Origin of the sequence: Rhizobium sp. BT04 (assembly GCF_030053135.1) — a bacterium.
Taxonomy (GTDB): Bacteria; Pseudomonadota; Alphaproteobacteria; order Rhizobiales; family Rhizobiaceae; genus Rhizobium; species Rhizobium binxianense.
In genome coordinates, this window is the sequence record NZ_CP125652.1 from 3,548,416 (window position 1) to 3,567,294 (window position 18,879).

17 protein-coding genes are annotated in these 18,879 nt (G+C 62.9%); 3 read left to right on the forward strand and 14 right to left on the reverse strand.

The window, feature by feature from the left end; all coding sequences use genetic code 11:
• Positions 1-44: 44 nt before the first annotated feature.
• Complete coding sequence (locus tag QMO82_RS25560) at positions 45-1,745, reverse strand: long-chain fatty acid--CoA ligase (RefSeq protein ID WP_183605545.1); 1,701 nt, start codon at positions 1,743-1,745, stop codon at positions 45-47.
• A gap of 245 nt (positions 1,746-1,990) precedes the next feature.
• On the opposite strand from QMO82_RS25560, the gene QMO82_RS25565 reads away from it, so the two are divergent.
• The gene (locus QMO82_RS25565; RefSeq protein WP_183605546.1) at positions 1,991-2,383 is read left to right on the forward strand and encodes a PRC-barrel domain-containing protein; all 393 of its coding nucleotides are present in this window, start codon (positions 1,991-1,993) and stop codon (positions 2,381-2,383) included.
• A gap of 206 nt (positions 2,384-2,589) precedes the next feature.
• Here the strand turns inward: QMO82_RS25565 and QMO82_RS25570 are convergent, their stop codons facing one another.
• From QMO82_RS25570 to QMO82_RS25600, 7 genes are all read right to left on the reverse strand, one after another.
• Positions 2,590-5,043 (reverse strand): glycoside hydrolase family 2 protein, encoded by a 2,454-nt coding sequence (locus QMO82_RS25570; RefSeq protein WP_183605547.1) that lies wholly within the window; start codon positions 5,041-5,043, stop codon positions 2,590-2,592.
• 74 nt (positions 5,044-5,117) lie between these two features.
• Positions 5,118-5,513: a VOC family protein gene (locus tag QMO82_RS25575; protein ID WP_183605548.1), complete on the reverse strand. Its 396-nt coding sequence runs from the start codon at positions 5,511-5,513 to the stop codon at positions 5,118-5,120.
• A 96-nt stretch (positions 5,514-5,609) separates the two neighbouring features.
• Positions 5,610-6,359: an ABC transporter permease gene (locus QMO82_RS25580; protein ID WP_183605549.1), complete on the reverse strand. Its 750-nt coding sequence runs from the start codon at positions 6,357-6,359 to the stop codon at positions 5,610-5,612.
• Positions 6,356-7,300: an ABC transporter ATP-binding protein gene (locus tag QMO82_RS25585; protein ID WP_183605550.1), complete on the reverse strand. Its 945-nt coding sequence runs from the start codon at positions 7,298-7,300 to the stop codon at positions 6,356-6,358. The genes QMO82_RS25580 and QMO82_RS25585 overlap by 4 nt, the downstream gene beginning before the upstream one ends.
• Entirely contained in the window at positions 7,297-8,463 is a 1,167-nt protein-coding gene (locus tag QMO82_RS25590) for an ABC transporter permease (protein WP_183605551.1), read from the reverse strand. The genes QMO82_RS25585 and QMO82_RS25590 overlap by 4 nt, the downstream gene beginning before the upstream one ends.
• An 87-nt stretch (positions 8,464-8,550) precedes the next feature.
• On the reverse strand, positions 8,551-9,459 hold the full coding sequence (locus tag QMO82_RS25595; protein ID WP_183605552.1) for an ABC transporter substrate-binding protein: 909 nt from the start codon (positions 9,457-9,459) through the stop codon (positions 8,551-8,553).
• Positions 9,460-9,644: 185 nt separating this feature from the next.
• Positions 9,645-9,830 carry an acetyltransferase gene (locus QMO82_RS25600; RefSeq protein WP_210305625.1) on the reverse strand — a complete coding sequence of 62 codons (186 nt, stop codon included), beginning with the start codon at positions 9,828-9,830 and terminating at the stop codon, positions 9,645-9,647.
• A gap of 49 nt (positions 9,831-9,879) precedes the next feature.
• On the opposite strand from QMO82_RS25600, the gene QMO82_RS25605 reads away from it, so the two are divergent.
• Both QMO82_RS25605 and QMO82_RS25610 read left to right on the forward strand, forming a co-directional pair.
• Positions 9,880-11,127, forward strand: coding sequence for a LysR family transcriptional regulator (locus tag QMO82_RS25605; RefSeq protein ID WP_183605554.1), 1,248 nt, complete (start codon positions 9,880-9,882; stop codon positions 11,125-11,127).
• The gene (locus tag QMO82_RS25610) at positions 11,124-11,849 is read left to right on the forward strand and encodes a copper homeostasis protein CutC (RefSeq protein ID WP_183605555.1); all 726 of its coding nucleotides are present in this window, start codon (positions 11,124-11,126) and stop codon (positions 11,847-11,849) included. Before QMO82_RS25605 ends, QMO82_RS25610 begins: the two co-directional genes overlap by 4 nt.
• Positions 11,850-12,115: 266 nt before the next feature.
• On the opposite strand, the gene QMO82_RS25615 is transcribed toward QMO82_RS25610, so the two are convergent.
• From QMO82_RS25615 to QMO82_RS25640, 6 genes are all read right to left on the reverse strand, one after another.
• A complete protein-coding gene (locus tag QMO82_RS25615) occupies positions 12,116-13,135 on the reverse strand; it encodes a zinc-binding alcohol dehydrogenase family protein (protein ID WP_183605556.1) in 1,020 nt (339 codons plus the stop codon).
• 266 nt (positions 13,136-13,401) lie between these two features.
• Positions 13,402-14,376 carry an ABC transporter permease gene (locus tag QMO82_RS25620; protein WP_097622151.1) on the reverse strand — a complete coding sequence of 325 codons (975 nt, stop codon included), beginning with the start codon at positions 14,374-14,376 and terminating at the stop codon, positions 13,402-13,404.
• A gap of 122 nt (positions 14,377-14,498) precedes the next feature.
• Positions 14,499-16,052 carry a sugar ABC transporter ATP-binding protein gene (locus tag QMO82_RS25625; RefSeq protein ID WP_097622152.1) on the reverse strand — a complete coding sequence of 518 codons (1,554 nt, stop codon included), beginning with the start codon at positions 16,050-16,052 and terminating at the stop codon, positions 14,499-14,501.
• A gap of 103 nt (positions 16,053-16,155) precedes the next feature.
• On the reverse strand, positions 16,156-17,145 hold the full coding sequence (locus QMO82_RS25630) for an ABC transporter substrate-binding protein (RefSeq protein WP_097622153.1): 990 nt from the start codon (positions 17,143-17,145) through the stop codon (positions 16,156-16,158).
• Between the two features lie 208 nt (positions 17,146-17,353).
• A complete protein-coding gene (locus QMO82_RS25635; protein WP_183605557.1) occupies positions 17,354-17,800 on the reverse strand; it encodes an RbsD/FucU family protein in 447 nt (148 codons plus the stop codon).
• Between the two features lie 9 nt (positions 17,801-17,809).
• A complete protein-coding gene (locus QMO82_RS25640; protein WP_183605558.1) occupies positions 17,810-18,829 on the reverse strand; it encodes an aldo/keto reductase in 1,020 nt (339 codons plus the stop codon).
• Between the last annotated feature and the right edge of the window lie 50 nt (positions 18,830-18,879).

Consider the following 18,879-nt stretch of genomic DNA (forward strand, 5'->3'; position numbering starts at 1 on the left):
CGAAAGATGCGCAAAGGACGCTGTCTCACTTTGAATTCGTCAATTCAGCCGCGCAGATCCTTGCGCAGGATCTTGCCGACAGGCGACTTCGGCAGCTCGGTGCGGAACTCGATGAAGCGCGGCCGTTTGTAATTGGTGAGGTTGGCGATGCAATGGGCCTTCACCTCCGATTCCGTCAGGTTCGGATCCTTCCTGACGACGAAGAGCTTGACGGCCTCGCCCGAATGTCCGTCCGGCACGCCGATGGCGGCGGCCTCGAGGATACCGGCATGCATGGCGGCGACCTCCTCGATCTCGTTCGGATAGACGTTGAAGCCCGAGACCAGGATCATGTCCTTCTTGCGGTCGACGATCTTGGTAAAGCCGCGCGCGTCCATGAAGCCCATGTCGCCGGAGCGGAAATAGCCGTCCTCGGTCATCACCCGCGCCGTTTCCTCCGGCTTCTGCCAATAGCCGGCCATCACCTGCGGCCCACGGATGCAGATCTCGCCGACTTCGCCCAATGGCAGCGAATGGCCTTCCTCATCGCGGATATCGAGGTCGGTGGAGGGCATCGGCAGGCCGATCGTGCCGGTGAACTCGGCCGAATCGAAACGATTGGCGGTGGCAACCGGCGAGGTCTCGGATAGCCCGTAGCCCTCCGTCACCGGCGTGCCGGTCATCTTTAGCCAGCGGTCGGCGACCGGGCGCTGCACGGCCATGCCGCCGCCGAGCGACATGATCAGCGGCGAGAAATCGAGCTTGGCAAAATCGGCATTGTTCATCAGCGCATTGAACAGCGTGTTGAGGCCGGGGAAGATATGCACGTCGGACTTGCCGAATTCCTTGACGAGGCCAGGTATGTCGCGCGGATTGGCGATCAGGATATTGTGGGCGCCGAGCGACAAGCCCATCAGCGAATTCACCGTCAACGCGAAGATGTGGTAGAGCGGCAGGGCGCAGAGGAAATTCAGCACTTCGGGCTGTTTCTTGCGCTCGAAAGCCGATCGCAGCCATAGCGACAGCTGCAGCTTGTTGGCGAGCAGGTTTGCATGGGTCAGCACCGCGCCCTTGGCAATGCCTGTCGTGCCGCCCGTATATTGCAGGAAGGCAATATCGCTGCCCGCAAGTGTCACCGGCTGCAGCGTCTTTTGCGCCCCGTCGCGCAGCACCTGGCTGAAGCTCTTGTGCTCAGGGATCGACCAGGAGGGAACGAGCTTTTTCACCTTGCGCACGAGGAAATTGACGATCAGCCCCTTGGCCCCCAGCATTTCGCCGAGCGAGGTGACGACGACGTGGCGCAGATCGGTCTTGTTCAAAACCTGCTCCACCGTGCGGGCGAAATTCTCCAGCACGAAGATCGCCTTGGCGCCGGAATCCCGCAGCTGATGTTCGAGTTCACGCGGCGTATAGAGTGGGTTGACGTTGACGACGACGAGGCCGGCCCTGAGGATGGCGTAGGTGGCGACCGGGTTCTGCAGCACGTTCGGCATCATCACCGCGACGCGGTCGCCCTTTTCCAGGCCGATGCTCTGCAGCCAGGCGGCAACCTTCTGCGTCTGGCTCTCCAGTTCGCGGTAGCGCATCGCCTTGCCCATGCTGGAAAAGACGGTGCGGTCGGCGTAACGGGCGCAGGATTTTTCGAGCAGTTCGGCAAGCGAGGCATATTCCAGCGGCGGGAGTTCGGCCGGTACGACATCGGGATAGCTGGCAAGCCAGGGCTTATCCGGCTTGGCTCCGTTCGGATGGACGGAAATGCTGTTCATCGTATCCTCTCTCCCTTGCGGCCGCCGCACCGACCCGAGCCGGTAATCGACTGGAAGCAGTCCTCCATCTTCCAGTCCGGCAGCTTATGCCATTGCCTGAACGGTTCAAGCCGAATGAAGCTATACTAACCTTGACGTAAACGTCAACATTCGCCCCTTGCGTGAGATGGGGAGGGGAACTTTGAGGTTACCATGACGTTGATCTTGCATACCCAACCATGAGGAACACCAAAAGGAGATCCACAATGTTGAATCAGGATTCTGACGCCAGCCGCCGTGACCCGGATGCCAAGGTCACGCACTCGCTGATCGCCAGCGATCGCGTCGAAGGCACCCGTGTCTATGGTGCCGATGGCAGGCATATCGGCTCGATCGAACGCCTGATCATCGGCAAGCTCGATGGCCGTGTCGCCTATGCCGTACTGAGCTTCGGCGGCTTCCTCGGCATCGGTCACGACCACTATCCGCTTCCCTGGGAAAAGCTGAACTACGACACCCAGCTGGACGGCTATCGCATCGACCTGACCAAGGAGCAGATCGAAGGCGCCCCGAGCTATTCGGACGATGACGACACCTGGTACAACGACAATGGCCGCCGGGTCTATGATTACTACGGCGTGCCGCCCTACTGGATGTAACGTCGTCCGATAGGCCGAGCTGGAAGGGCCCCGCGGGATGCGGGGCCTTTTTGGTGTTTGGCGATGAGCTTCGCTCTTACCCGATCCGGCAGACTTGCTCACCCTCATTCCTGTGACGAGCACAGGAATGAGGGAGGTAGAGACCACGGCAGCTAACAGACCACATTTTCAACCGAGTAGCCGGCACAGCCGGATGTGAGACCTCTTTAGTCCCCTGCAACAAGATCGTTGGCCGAGCGCAATACGGTGCCGACGATAATGTCGTCAGCCACGATCGTCTCCGCCGTCCTCACCACAAAGACATGGCTCTCGCCCGGCAGCAGCGTCACCAGCATCGAATCGACGACGGCATCCGGATCCAGCCGATCCCCCATCAAGCAGAGATCCTTGAGGAAATTTTGCGCCGTCACCTTCACGGCGACCCCACCGTCGATCCCGCTGACATCGACCACCAACCGCGGCGCCGGCAAGGCAAGGTCGATATCCTCGACGAAATAATGAAAAGCCCGCCTATCGAGCATGTCGACGACAACAACCTCGTTCTTTGGTAAGTCCGGCGTGACGATATCCCCAGGCAGCGGAAATTCCTTGGCCTCGAAGCGGTCGCAGAGCAGGCGCCAGAATTCGAATTCGGCCAGCACGGTGCCGTCGAGCTTCAGGCGTTTGCCGGCAATCTTCGCCCGCCAGAACAGGGTGCGTTCGTTGACCGCCACCGCCGCAAGGCCATCGCGGCGCGGCTGGATCGTCAGCAGGCGCGGATCATAGGCCGCCTTCAGCGCATACCAGAGCGGCTTGCGGCGCCCGGCCGAATCAAGCGCCGCCCATGAGGTGACCGGCCAGCAATCGTTGAACTGCCAGACGACGGCGCCCTTGCAGATATCCCGATGCGAGCGCATGTGCTCGATGCCGAAGCGGATGGCGCGGGCCTGATTGAGCTGGGTGGCGAAGTGCCAGTCGTCCATCGCTTGCGGCTCCGGCAGATGGCCGGAGAGGCCGCGGATCAGCTTGTCGTTGCCTTGGGTGGCCTTCTGATGGTGGAAGACGCCGTTCGATTGCGGCGTCAGCGGCGCGTCGTGCACGCTTTCTTCGATCGTCGCCCAGGCCGCCGGCGCCTGCCAGCCGAATTCGGAGCAGAAGCGGGGGATGTAGCTGCGATAGACCTCGTAACCGACATCGTTCCACACGTCCCAGATATGTTTGCAGCCATGTGCGTCGGCATTGGGTTCGATCTCCATCGAGCCGGAATAGGGGCTGCCGGGATAATAGGGCCGGTCCGGATCGATTTCGGCGCAGAGTTTCGGCAGCAGGTCGAGATAATAACCGAGGCCCCAGCTTTCGCCCGCCTTGATGATCGGCCGCCAGCCCCATTCGTCGAAGCCCCAGATATTCTCGTTGTTGCCGTTCCAGAGGACCAGCGAGGCATGCGGCATCAGCCGCACGACATTGTCGCGTACCTCGGCCTCGACCTCGCTTCTGAGCGGCTCCTCCTCCGGATAGGCGGCGCAGGCAAAGAGGAAATCCTGCCAGACCAGCATGCCCATGCGGTCGCAGGCCTCGTAGAACGCTTCGCGCTCGAAGATGCCGCCGCCCCAGACGCGCAGCAGGTGGATATTGGCGGCCTTCGCCTCCTCGATCCGCGCGGCATAACGCTCGGCCGTCACCCGCGAGGGGAAACAATCGTCTGGAATCCAGTTCGCCCCGCAGATGAACAGCGGCACGTCGTTGATGACGAAGGTAAAGGCCGAGCCGTGTTCGTCGGCCGCGGTATCGAGCCGCAGCGAGCGGAAGCCGAGGTCGCGCTGAAAGCTGTCGAGCAGACCGCCGCTGGCATCGTCGATCAGCTTCAGCGTCAGCGGATAGAGCGGCTGCGCGCCGAGATGGTGCGGCCACCAGAGCTGCGGCGAGGGGAGGCGGAGCTCGAAGGAAACCGCGTCGTTGTCAGCGCCGATCGCCACCGTCGTGGTCACCCCGCCGATCTCGGCGACCAGCCGGCACGGCCCGTGATCGCCATGGCGCGCCAGCGTCGCATGCACCTTCACCAGCCCGTCGCCGCCGGCAAGGCTTGCGGATACGCGTGTTTCGGCAAGCCGTGCCCGATCCCAGCTCTCCAGCCGAACGGGTTTCCAGAGCCCTGCCGTCACCAGCGTCGGCCCCCAGTCCCAGCCGAAATTGCAGGCCATCTTGCGCATCAGATTGCCCGGTCCCGGATAATTGTTGGGCCGGTAGCCGTAGTGCTTCTCCATCTCCACGCCATAGGCGTAAGCCGAGCGGAAGGTGACGGTGAGGTCGTTCTGGCCAACCTTCAGCAGTGCCGACACATCGAAGCGATAGGTGCGGTGCATGTTGAAGGTGCGGCCGATCTCTTCGCCGTTGAGGGCAATCACCGCGATCGTATCGAGCCCCTCGAAGACCAGCTCCTGCACCCTGCCATCGTCAGGCGCCGCTTCGAAACGGCAGTGATAGGTCCAGTCGGTTTTGCCGATCCAGTCATTGGTGATCTCGTTGACGTCGATATAGGGATCGGGGATCAGCCGGTTGGCGAGAAGGTCGAGATGCACGCAGCCCGGCACCGTTGCAGGAATGGCAGAGGGCAGGCCGGATCTTCCTGTATCGTTACAGGTGAGCGTCCAGCCGGAATTGAGCGCGGTCTTCTCGATCATGGCGGGCTCCTCATTCATGCCGCTCGAAGCTGTGGGATTCTCTGTGGAGTGGAACTGTGTCGCTCTGAGAAGCGTCAGAGAAACCGGCCGTGGCGCTGCAGCACCTCGATCTTGTAGCCGTCGGGGTCGCTGATGAAGAAGAACAGGCCGAAGAGCTTGCCGTCGCGATTGAGCTCCACCAGTTCGCCGGGATGAAACCCGAGCTTCGACAGCCGCTCCCGTTCGATGGCGACCTCTTCGACCGAGACGGCAAGGTGGCCATAGGCATTGCCGAGATCATAGGGCGCGGTGCGGCCCTTGTTGACCGTCAGTTCCAGTTCGAAGCCGGTCTCGGCATTGCTCAGATAGATCAGCGTGAAGGTTTCGAAATCGACGCGGTCGGCGACCGAAAGGCCGAAGGCCCTGCTGTAGAAATCGACGGAGCGCGCCTCGTCGAGAACGCGGATCATGGAGTGGATCATCTTCGCCAAGGCGGCCTCCCATTGCACTACAGCGCCGCGCGTCTTTTTAGACGCGCAAAGGACGCTGTAGCACTTTGAATTACTGCAGCCTTGGTACCCGTCCTCTTACGCCGCGCGCAAGCCGATTCTTCGGGTGATCGCCGCTTCGACGAGGCCCATGGCGTCATAGATCAGCACCGCCATCAGGCCGACGATCAGGCCGCCCTGCAGGATGAAGGCGGTATTGTCGGATATCAGCCCGGCGATGATCACCTCGCCGAGGCCCTTTGCGGCAACTGTCGAGCCGATCGTCGCCGTGCCGATATTGATGACGGTCGCGACCTTCAGCCCTTCGAGGATCAGCGGCAGGGCCAACGGCAACTCGACGCGAAACAGCCGCTGCGTGCCGTTCATGCCCATGCCGTCGGCGGCATCGAGAATTTGCGGCGAAACCTGCTTGAGCCCGGCGACGGTGTTTTCGAAGATCGGCAGCAGGCCGTAGAGAAAGAGCGCAATCAGCGTCGGCATGGCGCCGAAGCCCGTCGCGGGCACGGCGAGCGCCAGCACCGCGACCGGCGGAAAGGTCTGCCCGGCATTGGCGATCGCGCGCGACAGCGGCAGGAAATCGGCCCCGCTTTCCCGCGTCACGAAGATGCCGCCGACAACGGCAAGCACGGCGCTGCAGACAATCGAGCCGATCACCAGTTGCAGATGGCCGACGGCCAGCGAGGCAAGGCTGTTTTGCGTATAGACGGCGGGCGCATTGTTGCTGGTCAGCGGCACCAGCAGGAAGGAAAGCCACTCCGTCCTGAACAGCAGGATCAGAAGCAGGGCGAGCGCCGCCAGGCGGAAGAGATTGGCGACGAGGAGTTTCATGCCTTGCGGCCCAGTTCGAGAAGCCGGCTCATCGAGATCGAACCGACAGGCGCCTTCTCGCCGTTCTCAACGGCCGCCTCGTCGACCCCCTGCCAGATCATTTCGGCGAGTGCATCGCGGAGACTCAGCGATTGCGGCAGGGCATAGGCGAGGCCGCTCTTCGCCGGCTCCATGCTCTCTTTCAGCGGCAGCAGCGACATCAGCTTCAGCGCCCGGTCGGAGGTGCCGGTCAATTGCTGCACGAAGGGATCGGCCGGTTCGGTGAGGATCTTTTCCGGCGTCGAGCATTGCAGCAATCTGCCCTGGCTCATCACGGCGATCTGGTTGCCGAGATGGAAGGCCTCGTCCATGTCGTGGGTGACGAGAATGACCGTCGTGCCGAACTGCTTCTGGATCGCCAGCAGGTCGTCCTGCGCCTTGCCGCGGATGACTGGATCGAGCGCGCCGAAGGGTTCGTCCATCAACAACAGTTCCGGTTCTGCCGCCAGCGCCCGGGCGACACCGACGCGCTGCTGCTGGCCGCCGGAAAGCTGATGCGGATATTTGTCGGCAAAGGTCGCCGGATCGAGGTTGAAGAGCCCGAGCAGTTCCTCGACCCGTCTGGCGATACGGGCGGAATCCCAATCGAGAAGCTGCGGGACGGTGGCGATATTCTGCGCCACGGTGCGGTGCGGAAACAGGCCGTGGCCCTGAATGGCGTAGCCGATCTTGCGGCGAAGCTCGGTCACCTCAACGTCCACAACATTCTGCCCGCCGACGAAGATCTGACCTTCGCTGATCGGCACCAGCCGGTTGATCATCCGCATCAGCGTCGATTTGCCGGAGCCCGAGGTGCCGACGATGACGGTGATCTCACCCTTCTCGACGCGCATCGAGACGTCGTCGACGACGGTGGCGGTGCCGTAGCGCTTGGTGACGTTCCTGATCTCGATCATGCTCATGCGGCGGATCCCCGGATGCTGTCGATGACCGCATCGAGGATGACGGCCGATGAGAAGGCGAAGAAGACGGTCGGCACGGCGCCGAGCAGGACGAGGTCCATGGCCGTCTGGCCGAGCCCCTGGAAGATGAAGATGCCGAAGCCGCCGCCGCCGATCAGCGCGGCGATCGTCACCATGCCGATCGCCTGCACCAGCACGATGCGGATGCCGGTGAGGATGACCGGGAAGGCGAGCGGCATGTCGATGCCGGTCAGGATCTGCAGGCGTGTCAGCCCCATGCCGGCCGCAGCGTCCCGCACCGAGGGGTCGACGCCCTCAAGGCCGACGACGGTATTGGCGACGATCGGCAGCAGCGAATAGAGCACCAGTGCGATCAGTGCCGGCGCCGTGCCGATGCCGCGGATGCCGATGGCGGCGGCGAGCGGCACATGAGTGGCGAGATAACCGAGCGGCAGCATCAGCAGGCCGAAGAGCGCCAGACTCGGGATCGTCTGGATGAGGCTGAGCCCCTGCAGCACAATGGCGCGCAGCTTCGGCACCCAGAAGCAAAGGATGCCCAGCGGCAGGCCGAGAATGATGGCAATGGCAAGCGAACCGAAGGCCAGCAGCAGATGCGAAATCGCCTCGGTCTCGAACTGCGGCGCCCGTGTGGAAAATTCCTTCATGATCGACAGGCTGTCGAGCAGGCCTGACGAAAGCGAAAGGAAGAGCAGTGCGGTATAGGCGGCAAGGGCCGCAACCCGCATCCACGGCGCCAGCCGGATTTTGACCAGCGCATCCGAGATGACGAGCCCGATCACCGCAAACAGCACCCAGAAACCGCCGCCGGGCGTCATCCGCGCCACCGTGCTGCCGGGCGGCGTCGCTGCGGCCGAGACCAGGCCGATCGCCACGATCAGCGCGACAAGGCAGAGGGTCGCGATGACGAGCCGCGCCAAGGCATTGCGCAGGAACAGCGTTGCGAAGGCAGAGAGAACGAGAAGCACGGTCAGGATGATGACGGAAGGCTGGGGAAGAAGCTGCGTCAAGAGCATCGGCTTGCCGGCGGCGATACGGTTGGCCTTCACATAGATGAAGGGCATCAGGGCCGTCGCCGCGATGCCGCCGGCCACCAGAACCACGCCGAGCCGGTCCAGCCTGCGGACCGCTGAAGTTTCTTCCATCAATTCAGCCCTGTCCGGCCAACCCTATCTGGCCAAGCCTATCAGCAAAGGGAGGCTCCGCCCGCGATCGGGCGGAGCGAGCGACGACTACTTCAGGAAGCCTTTTTCCTTGAGATAGGCTTCGGCGACGGACTTTGCCGGCTCGCCGTCGACCTGGATCTTGGCGTTGAGCTTGCGCAACTCGTCGGCGGTCAGGCTCTTGAAGATCGGCGAGAGCACTTCCTCGATCTTCGGATTGGCCTTCAGCACCTCTTCGCGGATGATCGGCGTCGGCGCGTAGACCTGCTGCACGTTCTTGTCGTCTTCGAGAACGGTGAGTTCAGCCGCTTCGATAGCGCCGTCGGTGCCATAGACCATGGCGGTGTTGACGCCGTTGGTCTGGTCGGCGGCCGCCTTGATCGTCGCTGCCGTGTCGCCGCCGGAGAGAACGACCGTCTGGTCGGGCTTCAGCTGGAAGCCGTAGGTCGTCTGGAAGGCGGGAAGCGCGCCGGCCGAATTGACGAATTCGGCGGAGGCGGCAAGCTTGACGTCACCGCCGCCGGCAACCCACTTGCCGAAGTCCGTGAGGCTCTTCAGCTTGTTCGGGCCGGCGACATCGTTGCGCACGGCAAGCGCCCAGGTGTTGTTGGCGGGCGACGGCGTCAGCCAGACGATCTTGTTGGCGTCGTAATCGAGCTTCTTCGCCAGCTCATAACCCTGGTCGATATTCTTCCAGGCGGCGTCGTCGGCCTTGTTGAAGAAGAAGCCGGCATTGCCGGTATATTCCGGATAGATGTCGATTTCGCCGGCAGTGATCGCCTTGCGCACGACCGGTGTCGCGCCGAGCGCGATACGGTCCTGCGTCTTGATGCCGTTGGCTTCGAGCGCGAGCGCGATGACGTTGCCGAGCAGCGTGCCTTCGGTGTCGATCTTCGACGAGACGACGACGTCGGCGGCCTGGGCCGCACCCACCGCGAAGGCGGAGAGCGAAACGGCAAGTGCGAGTTTCTTCAGCATGGAAAGTCCCCTTGTTAAACACCGTGAATGAGGCACAAGCCGTTGGCGGTGGCTTGCGCGCAGGAAATCCGCCGGCGAGGGCGACCGAGCCGCCATCATGCCGGAATTGCGTGCGTCATGGAAATAGCGTGCCCTTCGGAAAAATCGATGCAAGCCCCCTCCAGTATTTGCGGTCACGCGGCCGATTATGGCGTCGAACACATCTCCATGCGCGGAAACGCATTCCCTTTTCCGGGGCCGGCGCGATTTGTTTTTATCCCCTTGCGTGTTTCCACGATGCTCCGGTGCTCTCTCGCGGTTTCCCGCCGCCCGGATATTTTATGACGGGAACGATAGCCCGCCGCCTTGGAGGCAGGGATATCTTTTTTCATGAACACATCATATCGTCCGGTTTTTCCAGCACTTTCCGGAGGCGGTCGTTTGCATCTTGGGGCCCTGTTCATTGCAAGCCATGTGCTGACATCCGGTTCGGTGCGCGAGACCGCCCGGCGCTTCCAGCTGTCGCCCTCCACTGTCTCCACGGCTATCCATAATCTCGAGACCGAACTGGCGATGAAGCTGACGGAACGCGCCTCCGGCGAGCTGGTCACGCTGATCGCAAGCGGCAGGGTGCTGGAAGGCTTGGCGCCGATCACGGCGGCGATCGCTGAATTCGGCCAATTCACGGACCATGACGCCGCCGCCGCCGAGGCCTACGAGGCCTGGGCATCCCGCATTCCGGTCAAGATCGTCACCATCGAGCGTTTTCTCGAAGTGGCCGATCAGGGCAGCATCAACCGGGCCGCGCGCCGCCTCCGCTTGGGGCAGCCACAGCTTTCGCTTCAGCTTGCCAATCTTGAGAAATTTCTGGGGGGCCGCCTGTTCGAGCGGCAGGCGCAGGGCTCGGTGCTGACGGAGGAGGGCAGGCGCGCCTACCAGATCTTCATGGCGATCAGCCAGGCGTGGAACGACCTGAAATCCTCGGCCGACGAGCGTTATCGGCGCACCGCCCGGTCGCTGCGCATCGGCTCGATCATCCCGACCGGATCGGAAAGCTGGGTGGCGCGCTGCCTGGGCGTGCTGGTCTCCGAATGGAATCTCCGCCGCAACAACAATGCGATCTCGCTGGTGTCGATGACCGCCGACGATCTGCGCGAGGCGCTGAAGAACGGCCGCATCGATGTGGCGATCCTGGATTCGGTCTTCGGCCTCGAAAGCTTCCGGCATCGCGAATTGCTGCAGACCGACATGGTGGTGATCGCCCCGCGTGACAGCACCGAGACCAGCGTCGCCGATCTGGTCGCCGGCCACCCGATCTGCATGCCGAGCCCGCGCACCGGCCTCGGCCATGCGGCCATGGCCTTCAGCTACGAGCGCGCGCCCGATCGGCGGTTCCGCGGCCAGGATATCACCGCGGCGGATTCGCTGCCCGTGATCGTCGATCTCGTCGCCAATCACGGCTATGTCTCTTTTCTCGGCCGGGTCAGCGCCCTGCCGATCGCCGACAAGGTGCGCATCGTCGATCTCGACGTGCATCTGCCGATGTCCTATCACGTCGCCTTCAACCATCGCAAAGCCGCCGCCGATGCCTGCACCGTCATCATCGAGGCGGCGGCGAGAATGACGTCGCAACCCGTCGCGCACACCGTGCGGCAGGCGGACATCGGAACCAGGGAGACTGCAGCGTGACGATCTTGCTCGAAGTATGCGTCGACAGCGCCGAGGGCCTTGCCGCCGCGATCGAGGGCGGCGCCGGCCGCATCGAGCTCTGCTCGGCCCTCGAGCTCGGCGGCCTGACGCCGCTGCCGGGCCTGATACGGATCGCCGCCCGCGCGCCCATTCCTGTCTATGCGATGATCCGCCCACACGCCGGCCCCTTCATCTTCGGCGCGACGGACGAGGAAGCGATGATGCTCGATATCGATGCGGTGCGCGCCGCCGGCCTCGCCGGCGTCGTCATCGGCGCCAACCGGCCGGACGGCACGCTCGACCTGCCGCTGATCCACCGCCTGAAGGCGCATGCGGCCGGCCTCGGCTCGACGCTGCATCGCGCTTTCGATCTGGTGCCGGATGCCGATCAGGCGCTGGAGCAGGCGGTCGAACTCGGCTGCGAACGTATCCTGACGTCAGGCTGCGCGCTGAAGGCGACCGACGGTCTCGACACGCTGAAGCGCCTCTCGGCAAAAGCCGCCGGCCGCATCACGATCATGCCCGGCAGCGGCATCCGCCCTGGAAATGTCGGGGAGATCCTGCAGGCGACCGGCGCCCGCGAGGTCCATGGCTCCTGCAGTTCGCCGGTCGAAAGCGCCGATCCGCGCGCGGTCGCCTTCGGGTTTGAGGCGAAGAGTATGAACAAGACGGATGTCACGGTTGTCAGGGAGATGCGTAGGGCGATCGAATCGGTGGCTTAGCAGTGCCGTAGTTTCAGGCGAACCCGCTTTGCGTTTTGGATACTTCGAACGCGAATGCAGCGCTTGCGGCTGTGGATCCTCGGGTCAAGCCCGAGGAAGACGGAGTGTGGGGGAGCCTTTACGGCAAGTACCGCATGCGCAGCGGTTTTGTTGGAATTCCTCCAGACGTCCCGCCTCCTGCCGGTCTTTGCCCCCACCTCCGTCATGCTCGGGCTTGACCCGAGCATCCACGCCCAGCACGCAGCGTGCATGTTACGCATCGCACTCTAACCACCAACCCTGATCACCGCCTTGATCAGCCCATTCTTCTCATGCGCCCAGCGCGCCAGATCGCGCGGCGCGTCGGCAAGCGTCGTGCGGTGGGTGATCAGTTTTTCCACCGGCACCAGGCCTTTGGCAATCGAATCCGCCACATGTTCGAAATCGATGCGGGTGGCGTTGCGGCTGCCGATCAGCGTCATTTCGCGCTTGTGGAATTCGGGATCGGAGAAGCGGATATCGTCCTTGACGACGCTGACCAGCACCAGTGCGCCGCCATGGGCAACGAAGGAGAAGGCCCTTTCCATCGACGGGCCATAACCGGTCGCGTCGAAGACCACGTCGAAACCGTCGCCATTGGTCTTTTCCTTGACGGCGTCTGCCGTTTGGTCGTTGGCAACGATGCCGGAGGTGAAGCCGAAGCGGTCCGACGCCATCTGCAGCCGCTCGGTGCTGGTATCGAGCAGCGTCACCTCATGGCCGGCAATGCGCGAGAAGAGCGCCGCTCCGAGCCCGATCGGGCCGGCGCCGATCACAAGTGACCGCGCTCCCGCACCCGTCATCGATCGGCGCACCGCATGGGCGCCGATCGCCAGGAACTCGGTCGTCGCCGCCGCCTCGAGGCTCAAGCCCTTGGCGGGATAGAGATTGCCTGATGGAACCGAGATTTCCTCGCAGAAGGCGCCGTCCGTATGGACGCCGAGCACCTTGATATTGGTGCAGCAATTCGGCTTGCCCTGGCGGCAGGCGATGCATTGCCCGCAGGAGAGATAGGGATTGACGATCACAGGCGTGCCGGCCGCGAGGTCCACTCCATCGCCGGCTTCCAGCACCGTCGCCGAGATCTCGTGGCCCATCACCCGGGGATATTCGAGGAAGGGATGTTTGCCCTCGAAAATGTGGTAGTCGGTGCCGCAGATGCCGACATGGCTGACGGCAAGGCGCACCCAGCCGGCTGCCGGTGCCGCAGGCGAAGGACGCTCGACGATATCGAGCACGCCGGGCTCCCGGCAAACAACTGCTTTCATGACGGGTCTCGCATTCCTGGTTTTTACTCTGTGTCGTGCCACTGCTGTTCGGTTCGTGCAGATAGCTGCCCCTCACCCTAACCTTACCGGGGTCGAGCCACTCGTCGCGACCCGTCCTTTGGACCCCCGTAAACGGGGCGAGGGGAGGTGCCCTACACGACGTCAATGGGGACGGAGAGGTTTGCGGTATTTTCCCTTCTCCCCGCGAGCGGGGAGAAGGTGGCGGTAGCCGGATGAGGGGCAGGCGGCGATCTCTTGCTCGCCTATCAATTGCTCCGGCGGCGGCGCAGCTGGTCGAAGAACACGATCACGATGATCAGCAGACCGGTGATGATGCGCTGCCAGAAGGAGTTGACGTTCAGAAGGTTGGCGCCGTTGTTGATGGTGGCGAGAATGAAGGCGCCGATCAGCGGGCCATGCACCGAGCCGACCGCGCCGAACAGGCTGGTGCCGCCGATGACGGAGGAGGCGATCGCCTGCAGTTCCCAGCCGTCGGCCTGCGTCGCATTGCCGATGGCGATGCGCGAGGCGAGCAGCACGCCGACGAAGGCGGCAAAGCCGGCCGAGAGGATATAGGCAAGATAGATCATGCCCTTGACGTTGACGCCGGAAAGGCGCGCGGCTTCCGCATTCGAACCGACCGCAAAGAGATAGCGGCCCCAGCGGCTCAGATGCAGGAAGATGAAGGAGGGCACCGCCACCAGGATGACCATCCAGAACAGGCTGGGAATGCTGAGGAAATCGGCCCGCGCGAAATTGCTGAAGCCTTCGTCGGTGATGCTGATCGTCGAGCCGTTGGTGATCAACAGGCCGATACCGCGCAGCGACGTCAGCGTTGCCAGCGTGATGATGAACGGCGGCAGGCCCATATGGACGATGCCGAAGCCATGGAAGGCGCCGATTGCCACACCGATGGCGAGCGTCAGCACGATTGCTCCCCAGAGCGGCACGCCCGCCTGCAGCAGCCAGGCGATGATGACGGTGCAGAAGCCGACGATGGCGCCGACCGAGAGGTCGATGCCGGCGGTGATGATGACGAAGGTCTGGCCGAGCGCCAGGATCGCCGTCATCGCACCCTGACGCAGCAGGTTCGAGATGTTGAGCGGTGTCCAGAAGCTCGGGGTGACCAAGCCAAGCACGATCCAGAGGAAGATCAGCAGGCCGATCAGCGTCAGGCCGAACAGGATGTTCATTTTCCGGCGCGGCGGCGGCGCGACGATTTCGGTGGGGGTGGCAGTCATGAAATTTCTCCCTCTTAGAGAATTTCCGCTTTTCTCCAAAAGCGCGGGAATTCTCCATCTATTTGTTTTACGCAATTTCCGGACGCAAAACCGCAGCGCACTTTTGCTGGAATTGCTTGTGCTCAGACGCCGATCGCTTCGCTGAGCACTTCTTCATGCGTCGCCGCGTGGAAATCATGGCTGGCGACGATCCTGCCGCCGCGGAAGACGTGCAGCCGGTCGGCCAGTTCGTAGACCTCGGGCAGGTAGGAGGAGATCAGGATGATGCCTGCTCCCTCCTTCAGAAGCTTGGCGAAGAGCCGGTAGATCTCAGCCTTGGTGCCGACGTCGACGCCGACTGTGGGTTCGTCGAAGATGAACAGCCGGGCGCCGTGGCTCAGCCATTTGCCGATGACGATCTTCTGCTGGTTGCCGCCCGACATGCTGGAGGCCGGAACGCGCCGGCTCGGCGTCTTGATGCTGAGATCGCGGATCTGCTTGTCGGCATTGGCCGATTCGCGTGCGTGATTGATCACAGGTCCGTGGCTGAGGCGCCCGAACACCGGCAGGTTGATGTTGAGGCCGATCGGCAGGTTGAGGCAGAGCCCCTGGTCGCGCCGGCTTTCGGGCGCGAGCGCGATGCCGAGCTCCATCGCCGTGCGTTCGTTCCTGATATCGACGCGCTTGCCTCTCCAGTGGATTTCGCCGGCGCTGATCGGCTGGCGGCCATAGAGGCCGAGCGCGAATTCGCTGCGGCCGGCGCCGATCAGCCCGTAGAGGCCGACGATCTGTCCCGCCTTGACGCTGAGCGACACGTCTTCGAAGCCCGGGCCGGAGAGGCCGTTGACCTCGACGATCGTCTCGCCGATTGCAATCTCTTCCTTGTGATAGATCTGTTCGATCGAGCGGTTGATCATCAGCGCGATTAGCTCGGCATCGTTGGTCTCGCCGATCAGCCGCGTGCCGACATGCGTGCCGTCGCGCAGCACCGAGACACGGTCGGCAAGCTCGAAGACTTCCTCCATGCGATGGCTGATATAGACGATGGTGACGCCTTCGCCCTGCAGGCGGCGGATCAGCTTGAAGAGCTGTGCGGATTCCTGGCGCGTCAGATAGGCGGTGGGTTCGTCGAAGATCAGGAACTGCGTGCCGCGCATGGCCGCGCGCGCGGTGGCGACGAGCTGCTGCTGGCCGATGGTCAGCGAGCTCAACAGCGCACCGGCCGGCAGGCCGAAGCCGAGATCGTCGAGCACGGCCTGCGCCAGCTTCTCCATCTGCTTCTTGCGCATCAGCCCGTAGCGATTGACCTCGTCGCCGAGAAAGAGGTTGGCGGCCACCGTCAGGTGCCGGCAGAGCACGACCTCCTGGTGCACGGCGTTGATGCCGCGGGCGATCGCCTCGTTCGGCGTCGACAGCCCCACCGGCTGGCCGCACCACAGCACTTCGCCGGCCGTGCGGGTAATGACGCCGGTGAGCAATTTGATCAGGGTGGATTTGCCGGCGCCGTTTTCGCCGACGATGGCGTGGATTTCACCGGCCAGGAAGGTCAGCGTCGCCGGCTTCAGTGCCTGGACATGGCCGTAATTCTTCTGCAGGCCCTTGAGTTCGAGGATAGGCGATCCGGCGGGAATTCGATTGGCTTCTTTCAGCGTCGCGCTGTCATCATGGCGATGACTGACCTCTTCCAGTCCGATCATGGACCTCTCCTCCTTGTGTCACGTCTGCTCCACCCTGGTAACCATACCATGGATGAAAAAGGCCGCGCCGGTTTTTGAAGCCGGCGCGGCCCGTCTGTCTTCGTTACTTGATCTTCGGGTTCAGCAGTGCGTCGATCTTCGGATCGGCCATATTCGCCTTGGTGACGAGGTTGGCGCCGGTGTCGACATTTTCCGGAACCTTCTCGCCCTTGGAGACGGCAAGCGCGGTCTTGATGCCGTCATAGCCCATGCGATAGGGGTCCTGAACGACGAGGCCGGCGATCGCGCCGTCCTTGAGGAAGCCGACCGTCTTGTCGTCGCTGTCGAAGCCGATGACCTTGATCTTGTCGCCGAGCTTGTTTTCGGCGATCGCCTGGCCGACGCCCTGTGCCAAGATCAGGTTCGAGGCGAAGACGCCGACGAGTTTCGGGTTGGCCGTGATCAGGTCGGTCATCATGTTAAGGCCGGTCGTCGCCTGGCCGTCGCCGTACTTGTCGGCAATGACCTTGAGACCGGGATGTTTGGTCTTGATCTGATCCAGGAAGCCTTCGCGGCGCTGCTCGAGCGAGCCGACGCCCGGCAGGTTGGTGAGGATGACGATTTCGCCCTCTTCCTTGCCCGTCATCTCCTTGATGGCGGCGGCAAGACCGTCGGCGGCGATGCGGCCGCCCTGAACGTTGTCGGTCGTCAGGAACGACTTGAATGCCTTGGAGTCGGCGCCCGAGTCGATGCCGATGATCGGAACCGACTTGGCGGCTTCATCGATCGGCTTGCCGAGTGCCTTGAATTCGGTCGGCGAGATGACGACGGCGGCCGGTTTGCCGGCCACGGCGTTTTCCAGAATGCTGATCTGGCCGTTGATGTCGGATTCGGCCTGGGCGCCGAGCTCCGGCACGTTGACGCCGAGATCCTTACCGGCCTTGCGGGCGCCGGCCAGAACGATCTGCCAGTAGAAGGACGTCGTATCCTTGACGATGATCGGGATCGTCACGTCGGCGGCAAAGGACGTGACCGGCATCGCCGTGGCGATGACGGCGGCACCCGCAAGCGCCGTAAAGGCACGGCGGGACAGAAGGGATTTCACGATAGTCATAAGGGTTCTCCTCTCAGGATGCGTTCTCCTCCAATAAACCGGACCGCTGAACGCTGGCGGAGGGTTTTTATCGATAAAAAACATTTGCCGGCAGAAGCTAGCCGAGGCGCATTCAAATTGCAAGAGCGCCGATCCGGCTTTTTTGCTTTGCTAAACTCCGCCCAAGCAACTGATTTTATTTCAATACAATAATACCCTAAAATAGGGTTCAGCCCAGATCGACCTCATGCGGATGCACGACGCCCTTTTTCAAAATCAGGTTGCCGTACAGCCGGAATTCCGTCGTCGCGACGATATAGCTGGCCTTGCGGGCCATCGCGTAGAAGGCAAAACGCTCCACCGGCACGATGCGGAAATCGCCGGCACGCTTGGCAACGATTTGCTGGAACTCGGCACAGACTTCGGGCACCGCATCAGGGTCGCCGACCACTTCCATCCGCCACGCCGTTTCCGGCACGAAAGTGTCGAGCGGCATATGGGTGAGGATCGCCTCGGCCATGTCAGTGGCGCTGACGCCGTCGGCGCGAATGACCGGCGGACCCATCGAGCCCGAGGGAAAATTGGCGTCCGATATGACGATGTCGTCGCCATGCCCCATAGTCTTCAGGGCATGAAGCAGGTCGGGACCGAGCAGCGGATGAATACCCCTAAGCATAGTCTCTCCTCAGACCCGGACCGCTTCGGCGCCGAGCGGCGGCGCGACCAGCGTATAGGGCTCGAATTCGGCGTAGATCTCGTCGGCAAGCCGCGGCTCGACGATCTCCATGTTGCGTATCAGGCTGGACGGCTTGGCCGTGCCGATCAGCACCGATGCGACGATCGGATCGCGCAGCGGAAACTGCAGGGCGGGAGCGGCGAGCGGCACCCCGTGGCTTTTGGCGATCGCCTCCATGGCGCCGACCTTGGCCAGCACCTCGTCATCAGCCGGCATATAATCGAAATGCGAGCCCGGCATCGGGCCGGTGGCGAGAATGCCGGAGTTGAAGACGCCGCCGACGACGAGCGAGGTGCCCTTCTGCCGGCAGAGCGGCAAGAGTTCGGCAACGGCCGAACGGTCGAGCAGCGTATAGCGGCCGGCCATCAGGATGCAGTCGAGATCGGCATGGCGCATGACGTCGAGGCAAACGGGCACTTCGTTGACGCCGAGGCCGAAGGCGGAGATTGCGCCCGAGGACTTGAGCTCCTCCAGCGCCTTCACGCCGGAATCGAGAAACTGCTTCTGGTGGACCGCATTCTTCGCCGCGCCATGGGTGTAGCCGCCGAGATCGTGCACATAGAGAATATCGATGCGATTGAGGCCGAGGCGGGCGTAGCTGAATTCGACCGAGCGCATGATGCCGTCATAGGAATAGTCGTAATCGGCATCGAAGGAGAGCGGATCGACATAGCTATAGTCAGGCACGGTGCCGGTCGGCACCGGCCTGAGCAGCCGGCCGACCTTGGTGGACAGCACGTAACTGCCATCCGGCTGGTCACGCAGGAAATCGCCGACCCGGCGTTCGGCAAGGCCGAGCCCATACCAGGGCGCCACGTCGAAATAGCGGATGCCGCTGTCCCAGGCCGCCTGCAGCGTCTCCATAGCCTGCTCGCGCGGGCAGGCGCGGTAAAGACCGCCGAGCGCTGCCGCGCCGAAACTGATTTCGGTCACCTCAAGCTTGGTCTTGCCGATCTTTCTCGTCTGCATCATTCCTCCTCGCGAAGAACTCGAGATTCTGGAGCAATCCCAGGAAAAGT

Bases quoted from the DNA above. Each gene is read 5' to 3' on its own strand.
- QMO82_RS25620 (WP_097622151.1), bottom strand. From the start codon at position 14,376: ATGACTGCCACCCCCACCGAAATCGTCGCGCCGCCGCCGCGCCGGAAA.
- QMO82_RS25635 (WP_183605557.1), bottom strand. From the start codon at position 17,800: ATGCTTAGGGGTATTCATCCGCTGCTCGGTCCCGACCTGCTTCATGCC.
- QMO82_RS25640 (WP_183605558.1), bottom strand. From the start codon at position 18,829: ATGCAGACGAGAAAGATCGGCAAGACCAAGCTTGAGGTGACCGAAATC.
- QMO82_RS25565 (WP_183605546.1), top strand. From the start codon at position 1,991: ATGTTGAATCAGGATTCTGACGCCAGCCGCCGTGACCCGGATGCCAAG.
- QMO82_RS25595 (WP_183605552.1), bottom strand. From the start codon at position 9,459: ATGCTGAAGAAACTCGCACTTGCCGTTTCGCTCTCCGCCTTCGCGGTG.
- QMO82_RS25590 (WP_183605551.1), bottom strand. From the start codon at position 8,463: ATGGAAGAAACTTCAGCGGTCCGCAGGCTGGACCGGCTCGGCGTGGTT.
- QMO82_RS25615 (WP_183605556.1), bottom strand. From the start codon at position 13,135: ATGAAAGCAGTTGTTTGCCGGGAGCCCGGCGTGCTCGATATCGTCGAG.
- QMO82_RS25600 (WP_210305625.1), bottom strand. From the start codon at position 9,830: ATGAAAAAAGATATCCCTGCCTCCAAGGCGGCGGGCTATCGTTCCCGT.
- QMO82_RS25585 (WP_183605550.1), bottom strand. From the start codon at position 7,300: ATGAGCATGATCGAGATCAGGAACGTCACCAAGCGCTACGGCACCGCC.
- QMO82_RS25580 (WP_183605549.1), bottom strand. From the start codon at position 6,359: ATGAAACTCCTCGTCGCCAATCTCTTCCGCCTGGCGGCGCTCGCCCTG.
- QMO82_RS25630 (WP_097622153.1), bottom strand. From the start codon at position 17,145: ATGACTATCGTGAAATCCCTTCTGTCCCGCCGTGCCTTTACGGCGCTT.
- QMO82_RS25625 (WP_097622152.1), bottom strand. From the start codon at position 16,052: ATGATCGGACTGGAAGAGGTCAGTCATCGCCATGATGACAGCGCGACG.
- QMO82_RS25570 (WP_183605547.1), bottom strand. From the start codon at position 5,043: ATGATCGAGAAGACCGCGCTCAATTCCGGCTGGACGCTCACCTGTAAC.
- QMO82_RS25560 (WP_183605545.1), bottom strand. From the start codon at position 1,745: ATGAACAGCATTTCCGTCCATCCGAACGGAGCCAAGCCGGATAAGCCC.